The 14026-nt window shown below is 55.1% G+C and carries 8 protein-coding genes; 2 read left to right on the top strand and 6 right to left on the bottom strand.

Going from position 1 to position 14026, the window contains the following annotated elements; genetic code table 11:
• Position 1: 1 nt before the first annotated feature.
• The 5 genes from AC3WWR_RS24710 to ccrA are packed head-to-tail and all read right to left on the bottom strand — an operon-like array spanning position 2 to position 10460.
• Positions 2-919, bottom strand: a complete 918-nt coding sequence (locus AC3WWR_RS24710; RefSeq protein WP_432668137.1) for a serine hydrolase — start codon at positions 917-919, stop codon at positions 2-4.
• A complete protein-coding gene (locus AC3WWR_RS24705) occupies positions 909-1637 on the bottom strand; it encodes a thioesterase II family protein (protein WP_432668138.1) in 729 nt (242 codons plus the stop codon). The genes AC3WWR_RS24710 and AC3WWR_RS24705 overlap by 11 nt, the downstream gene beginning before the upstream one ends.
• On the bottom strand, positions 1627-7389 hold the full coding sequence (locus AC3WWR_RS24700) for an SDR family NAD(P)-dependent oxidoreductase (protein WP_492599154.1): 5763 nt from the start codon (positions 7387-7389) through the stop codon (positions 1627-1629). The genes AC3WWR_RS24705 and AC3WWR_RS24700 overlap by 11 nt, the downstream gene beginning before the upstream one ends.
• 1 nt (position 7390) lies before the next feature.
• The gene (locus AC3WWR_RS24695; protein ID WP_492599153.1) at positions 7391-9247 is read right to left on the bottom strand and encodes a non-ribosomal peptide synthetase; all 1857 of its coding nucleotides are present in this window, start codon (positions 9245-9247) and stop codon (positions 7391-7393) included.
• A gap of 4 nt (positions 9248-9251) precedes the next feature.
• Positions 9252-10460 (bottom strand): crotonyl-CoA carboxylase/reductase, encoded by a 1209-nt coding sequence (ccrA, locus tag AC3WWR_RS24690; RefSeq protein WP_492599152.1) that lies wholly within the window; start codon positions 10458-10460, stop codon positions 9252-9254.
• A gap of 681 nt (positions 10461-11141) precedes the next feature.
• Between ccrA and AC3WWR_RS24685 the strand changes: the two genes are divergently transcribed.
• Complete coding sequence (locus AC3WWR_RS24685) at positions 11142-12707, top strand: methyl-accepting chemotaxis protein (RefSeq protein WP_151142085.1); 1566 nt, start codon at positions 11142-11144, stop codon at positions 12705-12707.
• 55 nt (positions 12708-12762) lie between these two features.
• Here the strand turns inward: AC3WWR_RS24685 and AC3WWR_RS24680 are convergent, their stop codons facing one another.
• Positions 12763-12897 (bottom strand): hypothetical protein, encoded by a 135-nt coding sequence (locus AC3WWR_RS24680; protein WP_020800447.1) that lies wholly within the window; start codon positions 12895-12897, stop codon positions 12763-12765.
• A gap of 127 nt (positions 12898-13024) precedes the next feature.
• On the opposite strand from AC3WWR_RS24680, the gene AC3WWR_RS24675 reads away from it, so the two are divergent.
• Complete coding sequence (locus AC3WWR_RS24675) at positions 13025-13705, top strand: class I SAM-dependent methyltransferase (RefSeq protein WP_033044633.1); 681 nt, start codon at positions 13025-13027, stop codon at positions 13703-13705.
• The last annotated feature ends 321 nt before the right edge of the window (positions 13706-14026 follow it).

Raw genomic sequence — 14026 nt, 5'->3', positions numbered from 1 at the left:
TTCAAAGCTCCTTGGAGGGGTATTCAAGCCTGACGTAGTCATCCAGCAAGCGGGAAAACAGGGCTATGAAATCCCTGGCGTGAGCGAAGGCCGGCATGGGACTTTCAATACGATGCAGGTCGTCAACGATGATCGAAAAGACGATCCTTACTGCGCCGCCATGGGCCAGGTAAGCGACGTTGTTGTAGTTGCGATAGCCGATGCCATGTTTGTCGCCTACCTGGACCGCATCAGTCAGCCAGCTCCTGATCGCAGTGGTGTCTTGCTGCGCGCGCATACTGTTCAAGCCGAACTCGCACAACTCCCGACGGATAAAAGCGCCACCGATAGGTAAGCGGTTGTTTGCACCCTCGACCAGTATCGACAGGGCTGTCACCAGATCAGACGCTGTGGTGGTATTGACGGCGCTCAGCGGATGATCTGCGGTCAACGCCTGACTCGGCACCGCTGACAAATGCCATGTCCCGGACAGCTTCACTACAGTCGACAACGCGTTAAGACGCTCTAGACCGAGCAAGTCCACAAGATAAAAGGTCGCAATGTTGTCGCTCAAACCCATCATCAACTTGAGCAATTCCGCCACGGTGAATGCCCGTGGACTGTCCAGCAACCAAAGACCGCCACAGGTTTGAATGCCTGCTTTCTGGTTATTCACCACGACGCTATCGCTCAGCGTCAGCTCTCCACGCTCAATCAACAGCAGCACTGCCACCAGGATGTAAAGCTTGCGGGTACTTGAGGCGGGGGCACGGGCATGCTCATTAAACGCATAACGAGTGCCGCAACCTACATCGTGTATACACCAGCGGTAGGAACAGGCCGGCTCATGCTGTGCTCGTTCGATCATCCGCTGCCCGATTACATGCAATGGCAAACCACCACCGGTCAGCCAATCCTGAACTTCAGGTTCACCCCTCATTCAACGCAAACTCCTGCAGTTTTTTCCCCACCAGTCTGGCGACCAATATTGTTTGGGAGCGAATAAAAAAATGATCCCCATCAATGACTGACACTTGGCATCCGGCGGTGCTATGACGTGTCCAGCCTGCATAGTCTTCGAAGAGGCTGGTGAGTTTGTCCTGGCTGCCCAGTAGCAGATCGATAGGCATGGAAACAGGAGTGACTGCGCTTCTCGAAAGATCGATAGCCAGCTGAAAATCGGCTCTGATTACAGGCAGTACTGCACCAATCAGTGCCGGATTGGCCATCAACTCCGGTGGTGTTCCCCCCAGGCCTGCAAGGATCCGCAATAAAGTTGAATCGCTCAGATCTCGCTCATGAATACGCATGGCCTCGGCAAACCGTTCAGGTGCCAGACACCCGCTGACTAACAACCGAGTGGCTTTGAGTTCTCGCGTTTGTTCCAGCACCCGCTGGAACTCAAAAGCAATACGCCCGCCCAAACTGTGGCCAAAAAGTGCGAAGGGGGGAATGCACCACCGAGCGTAGTGGGTCAGCAAATAGTCAATTAGCCCGTCGCGGGTAATCAATGCCGGTATATCCTGCGCTCCTCCCCTCCCCGGAATGTCGACCGGAATTAAATTTACGTGTGGCAGCACACGGCGCCAGCGTGCATAAAAACTAGCGCTGCCACCCGCATACGAGAAGCACAGCAACGTCAGTGGCTCAGTGCTCATCGGTTGCCCTCGCAATACTCAGCAGTTGCTTCAGGTGCTGCACCATGCGATCCCCCCAGCCTTCAACTTCGGCGGAAGAGAAACGTTGGGTGTGGAACCAGAAGTTGAAGCGCAGGTCATCGCCGTTGATTTCAACCACTAAGTGCAAACCTGGTACTCGCCGCATATCTTCGACGTTGGCCCCCGACAGCAACCCCTCCGATACCGGACCAAGGACCTCGACTCCTTCAATCCGAACTTTACCCGGGGTCTCAGCGGTGTGGCGATAGTTGAGGAAGTTGATGCCCACGTCCGAAAAGTAGGTATCGTGCGCCATCCCGGAAAACGCCGGAACTTCACCGATCAACATGGATGGGTGCATGAGTGGATAACCCTGAATTGCCTCCAGCGTGCGTGCGACCATTGCGATGCCGCTCAACCAGTCATGTTGCACAGTGATCGGCACCGGCAGCGGAGAGGTGAACGGCCCAATCACGTTGTTGAATTCACCCAAGCCACGCCCGCTATTGATCGCACTGATAATCAACTGATCGCAACCGATGACGTCGGCCATCGTCGTGGCATACACATACAGGATTGCATTGAATACGCTGAACCCGTGGCGCTCTGCCAGATCGCTCAAAATACGGTTCGCACCGGCAACTTCGACGCTGTACCGCGACGACGGACAAGCAGCAACAGATGTGAAACCCGGATGCGCGAACAAAACGGTAGGGCCTTCAAAGGCGTTGTACAGTCCCTTGAAGAAACCTGCATCGGTGGTCCACTGCTTATTCAAGTATTGGTGTTGGCGTCGCGCATAGTCGGCGTATGCAATATCGTGATTGATGCGAGTCAGCGGCTGATGCTCGGCGAGGCAACGCAAACACTCGCCAAAGCGGTCGAACAAAAGAGTCAAGGATTTTCCGTCGAACTCCAAATGTTGAACCCCTAGCAGCGCGATGAAAAATGGCTCCCCGACATCGATAAAGTGAATCGCCCAGGTCACATTATTCTCCGGCTTGGGCAACGCCTGTGCCATGGCCTGCACACAGGCCGCGATCTGCTGCGCTTTGTCCGCAGCCGTTTGTGAAGACAAATCCGTAAACAGCGTCCCAAAGCTCTGTAGGATCTCAGCAGTGGTTCTGACTGTTGGCCGTCCTTGCGGGAAAAACGTTCGCAACAACCGATGCTCATCCACCACCTGAAACAACGCCTTCTGGCAGTGCTCGGCCTCGAAGCGACAGTAAATCAAATAGGGAATTACGCGCAGACCATAGTCCTTGCCAATAAGAGAAATCCATCGCATCTGTTGTAATGAAACCGCAGTGTCCTGCACATCCATATCAACAGAGCCGTTACGCTCGCTATGGGTTGCACGCCATGCCGGTTGACTGACGTGGGACACAAGGACGGCATGCAGCTCATTTAACGCCAGCATGGAGTTGAGGTGTTTGACAGTCCACTGCAAGTCAAACTGCGTGACGAGTGTATTTTTCAGTTGCACCAGCGCCAATGAGTCAAAGCCCAGAGCTTTGAACCCAAACTCTTTGATCTTGTCGTAGCATCCGCGGCTCGACACCTCCAGACCGACCAGCGAATCAATCGTTGCTACGAGCCAGGTCTCCAGCACCCTACCCACCTGAGTTTCATCAGCACACTCGAGAAGGTGAGCCGAAATGCTCGCCGACCGGGTCCTGTCTTTACTCGTATCACCCGTCACCAAGTGCTCAAGGTATCTTCCACACACTCGAGATCTGTCGCCCAGGGCCTTAGCATCAATGTTCATGAACCCAACGATACGGGACGGACCGGCCAGTAACTTGCGGATAAAAAGCAAGCCCAGTTCACTGCTGTGGCCGCTCAAGCCGCTGGCTTCAAGTATCTGCATTCGCTGGTAGTTTTCGCGCAGTTTCCCGGCGTCGCTCCACACCCCCCAATTAACTGTAAGTACCTTGGACGCCCGGGGAAACAATATCTCATGGGCGGCGTCGAGAAAGGCGCTGGCCGCACCATAGGTCGACTGTCCACCATTACCCAGAATCGAAGTGGCCGAAGAGAAATTGAAAACACAGTCGATCGTCCGCCCCTGGTCACATAGCAGTTGGTAAAGGGTCAGGACACTCGTGCATTTTGCCTCGAACGAACGCTCCAGATCCGCAACCTGAACCTCGCTTGATAACTGGTCACGGAGATCGACGGCCAGATTGAAAATTGTCACCTTGCCAATCGCTGCACATTGCAGCCAATTCGCACACTCGTCTCGTCCTTGATCGGACGAAAGGTCGTGCCCCAGATACCGGACGGTCGGGTGACGTATCATCAGGGCTTGCATCGCCTTACTAGGCAGTGCCGAGCGTCCGATAACATGAATGCACCGGATCTGATTAGCGCAAAGGCTTTCGATTAACTGCCTGCCGATGCCGCCAGCACCACCGATCAAAAGGTAACTGTGATCGGCAGGAAAGCCGTCGCGGGTGCCATTGCTCTCCCCTGTCCTTTCCAGCCGGGGCACGAAGGCTTGTGCCTGTCTGACCGTGATGACGAGCTCGTCGGTTAACGGCAACAACACGATCGGATTGGCATCCTCGATTCCTGTGGGAGATTGCTCTCTGATGAAATTGAGGACAATCACCTTCCATTCAGGCTCTTCGATCAACACCGAGCGAAGCATGCCCACGACGCTGTTTACCACCGGGTTGAGGCTCATCCCCTCATCGCGGATGGCCGCCGCAAACAACAGACAGAATTGTGGTCGTCGGTCATAACTGTCAGGCACGGAGTGCAACAGGTTCAAGATTCGCGCACAGGTACTGACTGCCGTGGATACGTCATTGTTCGCTAACTGCCGCAGGTCGAGATACACCCTGTCTACGTCGGCAACACACTCCCTCCACATCCCGTCAAAATCCTGCGCTGCAATGACATCCAAGGCGTTGCGCGATGATGCGCCAACGTCCATGAAGGGATTCAACGCAACGCAGTAAAATTGGCCGAAGGTGTTTTCCAGATAACGGGTTTCAGCCTCGTTCACTGCCTCGTTCGGTGCGAGAAACAAAACCTTTTGCCCGGCACTTGAGTGGCTGTCCATCCGCTCCATCGTCAACGACTGCCAGACCGTTTTAAAGGCGTGTTCGGCCAGGGCGTGAGCGGAATTAGACGTCTCAATCCAGCAGCGAACGCGCTGGAAAGGATAAGTCGGCAACCCTTCCAGTATCGGCGCCCGCTCTTGCGTAGCCGGGGCGTGAACATCAACGCCGGCCCGGAATAACTCACCCAGCATCGTCAGATACTGTCGATGATCCATCTGTCCGCCCCTCGCCATGGGCAGCACGCTCGAGCGATCTCCGGCCTCGCTGAGCACCAGACCTGACAGCATGGCTTTCGGCCCGATTTCGATCAGGTGAGTGCAACCTAGCTCAAGTGCAGCGGCAACGCTCGCCCGAAAACTCACGGTTTCACGCAACTGACGACGCCAATAATGCGACGTCGCCACCTCATCGCCGGCCAGAGTTCCCGTTACAGTGGAAATGAAAGGACGAACAGGTGGGCTCAGTTCTACGCTGTCCAAATAGGCTTCAAAGCCGTCTAGCAACGGGTCTAACAAAGAGGAGTGCCCTGGACGAGAAATCTTCAATCGCGTTGCGCTCACCCCCGCGGCGTCCGCGTTTTTCAGGAGCAGCTCAACCGCCTCCTGCGTTCCGGATACCGCAGTGTTATTTACCGCATTTAAAGCGGCAATCGACAGCTCGCCTGGCGTACTTTCGATCAATCTCGACGCGCACTCGTGATCGCCTCCAAGAGCTACCATGGCCCCGATGTCTCCCAGCGAGTCCAGCAATCGGCTACGCTGCACAAGCATCCGGAAACCCTGCTCGCCAGTGAACACACCCGCGACGCAGGCTGCCGCGTACTCACCCAGGCTGTGCCCGAATAGTGCTACGGGACCGATGCCACTACTCAGGAACAGGCGCGCCATAGCCACTTGCAGAGCAAATGTCATGGGCTGCGAGCGAGCAATATCCGCCTCAATTTTCCCGTTGATCAGGGGATCGAATAACAGATTTGCGGCAGAGGCACCGAAGACGTCTTGACAGACCGGGTCGAACGCATCCAGCTCGGCTTTGAACAGCGCTTCATGGGTATAGAGCTCTCGGCCCATGTCCCGATGTTCGCCGCCTTGACCGGAAAACATCAGACCAACCCGTGGCGTGGTCGCCACCGGCGGGCAAGCGTCGAAGGTCAACCCAGCGAATGCGTCGACGGCTTCCCTACGATGGCTGGCGATGACGTACGTGCGCTGCTCGAACAATGATGTGGAATGAAGAAGATTGGCGACAAATAGGGGGAAGCTATCGTCCGTTTGAGCCTCGAGAAACTGCCGGTAATCGGTGCACAGCTGCTGCAGGTCATCGCACTCTCTGGCCGAAACGGGAATTAGGCGTAACCGCTCAATGTCGATTGATGAACTGGCAACCTTCGGTGCCGGTGCCGTCTCGACAATCAAGTGCGAGTTATTGCCACCCAACCCGAAACTGCTAACCCCTACGATGACGTGAGGCGTCGCGATGACCACTTGTTGTCGGTTGACGATAAAGGGGGTTTCCTCGATGTAAAGCTGCGGGTTGTATTGTTCGAAGTTCAGGGTCGGGGGAATGACCTTGTGCCTAGCGATCATGACTGCCTTGATCAGACCTGCCATCCCGGCCGCCCATCCCAGGTGCCCGATATTGCCTTTGACACTCCCCAGATAACAGGTGTGTTCGCGGGAACAACCAGCAAAAACATTGGCCAGAGCCTTGATTTCGATGGGGTCACCAATAGGAGTCGCGGTACCATGGGCCTCTATGTAGCTGACCTGCTCGGGACCGACACCGGCAATATCGAGTGCCTCACGGATTGCTCGAACCTGCCCGGCCACAGACGGCGCCGACATACCCGCTCGATGGGCACCATCGTTGTTGGTGGCTACGGAGCGAATCACCGCATGGATCTGATCACCATCAGCCAGAGCATCACCGAGCCTTTTCAGTCCAACTACCGCTGCACCCGAACCGAACACCGTCCCAGTCGCCTTGGCATCGAACGGACGACAATGTCCATCGGCGCTAAATGGCATGCCGGGCTCGAAATAGTAGGGGATCGATTGCGGAACAGAGACCGCTGCAGCCCCGACCAGTGCCGCATTGCACTCCCTCAGCAATAGCGCCTGAATGGCAGCCTGAATACCGAACATCGACGTCGCACAGGCGGCCTGAACATTGACTGCAGGACCGCAACAGTTGAGCTTATAAGCGATGCGACTGGCGAGGAACTCTTTGTCCGTGGCCATGAATTGCGCCAGAGCATTGGAGGATTGATACAAACCGCAGGCGCTGTCGCGGGCATGCAGACCGTGAACGTTGTTGATGAAATAGGAACTGGGACCGGCCCCGCAGAACACACCGACAGAACCAGTCTGCGCGTGCAACGATGCATCCTCCAGCACCTCCCACGCGCATTCGAGCAAAACCCTGTGCTGGGGGTCCAACAGTTGGGCCTCCTTGTAGCTGAACCCGAAAAAACCGTAATCGAAGTCTTCTATACCGGGAAGTTCGGCGCGAGCCAGAATCTGCCCATTCGCGTTGGTCTCGACATGAATACTTTCAACACCGTTTAACAGGTTTTGCCAGTAATGCTGGATCGATGTTGCTCCCGGAAAACGGCAAGCCATACCTACAATCGCAATGCCGCATTCATCCGATAGTCCTCGGTACTCCTCATGATCGTGCATGTCAGCCCCCCTTTTTTTCCTGAAAACGTTGAATGGCGATCAATCTCTGTTTTCGGCTGCTGGCGGGCACAACCGTCGGGGCACCCTGTTGTGTCGTATCCAGCGAGCGCTGGTAAGTGGCGCACAACAGCCTGGGCGTCGGGTACTCGAACAGATCAGTCTGGCGAAAGTCATAGGCCAGCACGTAACGCAGTTCGGCCAACAGGGAAATCAGGGTGATAGAGTTCGCGCCGACGTCCATGAAGTTATCGTTGGCACCAAGCCGGTCCAGACCAAAACAGCACGCCGCCAACTCGCACACCGTCGTTTCAAGCTCACCATGTGGCTCAACGTAGCTCGTTGAAATCAGCGATCGCAGCCCACCGACTTCAGGCAGTTTTTGTAAATCGACCTTGCCGTTTGGCGTTAAAGGAATGGCCGAAATCTTTTTGTAAAAGGACGGCAACATGTAATCAGGCAGTCTTGTTGTCAGATGCGTATGCAGTCTCATACTGAGGTCTTGATCACGATCCTGCGCCGTGAAGTACAGGACCAGCGTCGTAGTCCGGCCGAACTGTCGAGCTACGACGAGGCAATCTTCGACCAGCTCCGAATCAGCGACGACGATCTCGATTTCTTTCAGCTCGACCCGGTAACCACGAATTTTGTACTGCCGGTCACGCCTGCCCTTGTACTCGAACAACGCCTGCTCATTCAGGACACAAATGTCGCCAGTGTTATACATCCGCTCGTATGTCTGGGGATGCGTCACGAATTTCTCTGCCGTTTGTGCCGACATACCGTAGTAACCCAACGCCAACGAGCGGCCGGCGATATAGAGCTGACCGATGTTGCCCTGAAGTACTGGCTGCAAATGGTCATCGAGCAGGAAAGCGGTGCTGGCTTGGGTGATCTTGCCGATGGGCGGCAGATCTGGCCAGTCTTCTGGCTCGCTACTTAATCGATGCTCCATCACTACATGTGTTTCGGCCGGACCATAGTGATTGATTAGTTGGCATTGAGGATGAGCCTTGAACCATTGCCTGACGACCGGATTAATCTTCAACTGCTCGCCGGCGCAGATCACTTCTTGCAGATCATCCAACACTTGTGAGTCATGAAGATTGAACGTGACGAAAGGGATCAGCATAGAGGTTGGCAGAAAAAGACGCGTGACGGCCGCAGAAACCATCTCTCGAGTCAGCTCGTGCATATCTTTCTTTTGCTCGTCCGTGATGACCAGCAGACGATCCCCGTAGCACAACGCGCTGTAGATCTCCTGAAATGAGACATCAAAACCCTGGGCTGCGTACAACAATGTGGTACCAGCACGCCCAGGTGCCTTCAGCATCCAATCGATCAAGGTGCTCAGCGATCGATACGGCACCATGACCGGCTTGGGTTGCCCGGTAGTCCCGGAAGTAAAGACCACGTAAGCAGGTATTTCTTCCAGGGTCTCGGGCTTTATCTCGACACTGTCGTTGTCCGCCGAAGGCGCTGTGGGTTTATCAATACGCAGCGAACGGATCCCCTGGTCCAACATCACGTTCAACTCGTCATTCTCCTGCTCATTCAGCAGGCATAACGACAAATCGATGGAAGTGACCATTTGCCGTAATCGCTCAACCGGGTAATTTCTGTCCAGTGAAACAACTGTTCGCCCCGATAAGTGAATAGCAAGTACCGAAGTGATGTAATCGACACTTTTCTTCATCAACACACCGATCATCGAGCCCGAACTTGTCGATTCAATAACCTCGACCAAGCGTTGTGCCTGCTTATATAACTCGCCATATGAAAGTTCCGACGACGCGTCAACAATGGCAGGAGCTTCAGGAAACGCATGAGCAAACTCTACAAATCTCTGAATAAACAACATTGGCTCAACCCTCCCTTTGACTACCAATTCGAATGACAAAATTCCCTAAAAGCTGCCTGTTCTCGAACATGATTTGATGGGCTTCTGGCAAATCTTCAAAATCGAAAACTCTAGTCAAGCACGGCGTTATCAGCCCCTGACAAACCAATTTATTGAACGCACTACATTGCTCCAGATTGGCAAAATGAGAGCCTTGAAATCTTTTTTGTCGCATCCACTGATAACGAATATCGAAAGTGCCCTTGTACCCGCTGGTACCAGCACAAATAACAACCATCCCACCGGGCGCGCACACAAATGAAGATGTCGGAAATGTATCTTCACCAGGATGTTCAATCACAATACTGGGATTTTTCTTATCTCCCACCAATCGCCATATTTCATGCTGGAAACGCTTGGCCTCACTCAGCCATTTGGAATATCCAACCGGATTTTCTATATCTTCAAGTACGCCCCAATGCTCATACTCCTGACGATTGATCGTGCCTTTGGCACCAATCTGTCGGCAGTATTCCGCCTTCTCGTTGCTGCTCACTACTGCAATGGGAATGGCTCCAGCGGCGTTGACCAATTGAATAGCCATCGAGCCCATTCCGCCGCTGCCCCCCCATATGAGAACCACATCGCCTGATTTAACTGTATGCGGGGCAAAACCATGCAGCATGCGATAGGCCGTCGCCCCGCATAGCATGTAGGACGCAGCCTGCTCCCAGCTTAAATGCGCGGGCTTAGGCAGAATTGCCTGCCTTTTGACCCGTGTATACTCGGCGAAAGCTCCAAAGTTGATCTCGTAACCCCAGATTTTTGCCGACTTATCCATGATCTCATCGGCCACTGAATCGCAGTCCCACCAACCACAGTGCAGTACCACTTCATCACCGATAGAGATGTCATGCACATCCCTGCCTACCGCAACGACAATTCCGGAAGCATCGGAACCTGCAATATGAAAGTCATGTTTTTCACCGTGGGACCTTTGAAGATCAATGACATCGACTGGATATCCTCGTGCAGCCCAGACGCCATTGTGATTGACACCTGCAGCCATGACCTTGACTAAGCATTCATCGGATTTAAAGCAAGGCACGGGTACCGATTCAAGAGCAAATGCGCTTGAAGGCTGACCATACCTTTCAGATCTAATAGTTTGCGCCGACATTATCTCAGGAACATTGAGATTTGAGGGATCAAGCATCACGCCTACCTTGTTCATATCGTGAGCATCCTTAGTTTTTGGGCTTAGTTAAATATCCACTCTCTTACACCTCACCACCATTAGTCATTAATCGCCAGTGCGGGCCAACCATTTTAGAGACTCATCGGACAAGTCATTCCATGAGTGAGTTGCCGGAAAGCCGAAACTAGTACAATTAGAAACTGCATGCAAAGAAAAATTGCAATTTCAGAAACAACCTACAATCAACGAAGTACCGATCCCAATTCAACCTCAGACACTTCTCAAAACAACGTAACCTCCTTCCTACAATTACACAATTTTATCAACATCGCTTATCAACAGTGACTCGCAGGTGCCTTAATCAAATCCGAAATATCGCCTTCATCGATGCCTTCTTGGGTAGTTCCTACGAAAGTGTTGGCGGCGCTCAACAATGGCGCTCAATCGTATTTCACGGACAGTTCACTGGCCATGTCGACGTATGTCGAGTGGGTAGCGGGGTCTGGAGGCAAACAGCCCTGGTAATAAATAAGTAGAAGCAAGCGCGATACGAAGGGCCGAGAAAAACTCATGGCACACCTGCACCTGTCATCAAATGAAAAGAAAGTGTCGTCCGATGCGGGGTCGGCGCTCGCGGGATACGCGTAGAACACATCGCGTATTTTTTGATTTACCTGTTCCAGACCATAATAAAAATCCGTATAGGGATCGCATTTTATGCGTGTGAATTTGCCCGTAACCGACCATGAAAGATTATTCCCCGCCGATCAACGCCTGATCTCCACCACCGATCTCGATAGCCGAATCACTTACTGCAATGACGCGTTTGTCGACATCAGCGGTTTCACCTACGACGAACTGGTTGGTCAGACGCATAATCTGGTCCGGCACCCCGACATGCCGCCCGGGGTATTCGTGCATATGTGGCACACCATCAAGCAAGGCAAGCCCTGGATGGGGATTGTGAAAAATCGTGCGAAGAATGGTGATTTCTATTGGGTCAGTGCCTACGTCACGCCCATCTATGAAAACGGCCGCCTGAGCGGTTACGAGTCGGTTCGTTCGGTGCCCACTCGCGACCAGGTGCGCAGGGCAAGCGCGCTTTATGCAAGGATGCGCGCCGGCAAGCCGATCGTCGCGCTGAGTGCGCGGATTTTCCGGCCGCTGCAACAGGGTTGGCCATTACTGATGGCAACCACGGTTTCACTGCTGGCTGATCAGTGGCTGGAAAAAGCGGCGGCCCAAGGGGTGCTGGTAGTGAGCCTGGGGATTGCCTGGTTCCTGATCGTGTCCCGACAACGCAACGCCATACAGCGCACCCTGGCCGAGCATCCGAAAGCTTTTGCCGACCGCTTGGTCGCACTCACCTACAGCGATAACCATGGTCCCCAGGGGCAACTGGACATGGCCATGCTCAGTGAGAAAGCCCGCTTGCAGACAGCCTTGAGTCGGCTCGTGGATGCCGGGGTCAGTGTAAAGGCCAAGGCGGCGCAATCATCCGAGTTGTCCGGCTTGCAAGCGCAGGCACTTGACCGCCAGCGCAGCGAAACCGATCAGTCCGCCGCCGCCATCTCACAGATGGCGGCCACCAACCAGCAAGTGACGCAAAACGTCATCAGCACCGCGCATGCCGCCTGCGAGGCTGACCAGTTGACCAGGGACGGCAGCGAGTTGGCCGGACAAAGCCTGCGCGCCATGGAGGCCATGAACGCCGCCGTCAACGAAATCGCCCAAGCAGTCAATGCGTTGGCGAGCGAGACGCAGTCGATCGGCAGCGTCGTGGATGTCATCACGTCGATTGCTGAACAAACCAACCTGCTGGCGCTCAATGCGGCGATCGAGGCGGCCCGGGCAGGTGAGCAAGGTCGCGGTTTTGCCGTGGTTGCCGATGAGGTGCGATCCCTTGCCCAACGCACCCGCACCTCAACCGAACAGATCCACGGCATCATCGCTTCCCTGCACATCGGTGCCGATCGCGCAGTCACGACGGCCACCCGGGGTGAACAGATTTCTCGCGACAGCATGCAGCGTGTCGAGGCGGTGCAGGCTGCCTTGGTCGGTATCAGCCAGGCCGTCAGCCGGATCACCGATATGAGCCAGCAGATGGCGTCGGCGTCGGAAGAGCAAAGTCACGTGACCGAAGATATCAATCAACAGATCACGCGAATTGCTCAACTGTGCGATCACAGTGCGGGGCAGGCCAAGCAAGGCGCGGCCATCAGCCAGGATCTCGAAGGGATGGCCGAGTACCTGCACAGCCTGGCCGAGCGATTTAACCGATAACCTAAAGCTCAGCGACGGACTGTCTCAGACCGTCGCTGGTGCCCGTTGACGCCAGCTATGCAAACCCAAGGAACGACAGGACCACCGCGACGATCACCACCACCCCGACGATGTAGATTATGTTGTTCATCAGTCCACCTCTCAATCTGAACAGGATTGCAAAACGCGGGTGCGACAACGTCCAGCTCATGCACCTTTGCTTGTCACTCCATTCGACAACGCACAGGGCGCATTGTCCCAATCAGCCGCAGCAGGACCAATGGTCTGCGTTCACCTGTCCTATGCTTCTATCCAGCCCCACCACTTCGGACATTGCCATGCCTGCCGACGAAACCACACTCCTCCAGAGCTGGCACCACAACGCCCACGCCTGGATCGAAGCCGTGCGCACCGGCGCCATTGAAAGCCGCCGCAATGTCACTGACCAGGCCATCCTGCTGGCGATAATGGGCCGCCAACCCGAGTGCGTGCTTGACCTCGGTTGTGGCGAGGGCTGGCTGTTGCGTGCATTGGCGGAACGAGGCATCGAGGTCGTCGGCGTGGACGGCGACGCTACGCTCGTCGAGTCAGCGCGGGCGGCCGGTGCCTCAACGGTGTACCTGGCCAGTTATGAAGAGCTGGTGGATTCGAAGGTTTCAATCGGCAGCGACTACGACCTGATCTGCGCCAACTTCGCCTTGCTGCACCAGGACATCATCCCCTTGCTCGCAGCCATGAACGCCCTGCTCGCCCCCGGCGGCGCGCTGGTGATCCAGACGCTGCATCCATGGACCGTGGCTGCGGGCGACTATCAGGACGGCTGGCGGGAAGAGACCTTCGGCGGATTCGAGGGGCAGTGGCAACCGATGCCGTGGTACTTGCGAACCTTGTCCAGTTGGTTCAATGCGCTGGACATGGCCGGGTTCCGGCTGGCGGGGCTACAAGAGCCGCAGCACCCGCAAAGCCCAGCGCCGCAGTCGTTGCTGTTGGTGGCTGAGCGGCGGGATGGTTTTGTTTAGAGGATTTTTTCCAGTTTCATCGTGTGGCCGAGCCAGGGCCGCAGGTCCTGCGCAGCAGATGGCAGCATATTTGGACTGGGTGTATGAACTCGCCCCCACTGGGCAGAACCTTCAAAAAGCCAATGTAGAGCAAAAGCTATGCGAGGCGGACTGACCTGATCGTTTTCATCCTGTGATGTTCCGCATCACGGTTGCGCACGGCTCAACTAATGCGTCGTCAGCGGAACGCGGAGCGTCCCTGGCGGCATTCCCACGCAGAGCGTCACTAGTGTCCGGTAAAAACCGAAGGGGGAGCTTGCTCCCCCTTGCTGTTGGCGGCCG

The organism is Pseudomonas sp. EB271-G4-1 (assembly GCF_058791355.1).
This window is presented reverse-complemented; position numbering and strand designations above follow the sequence as displayed.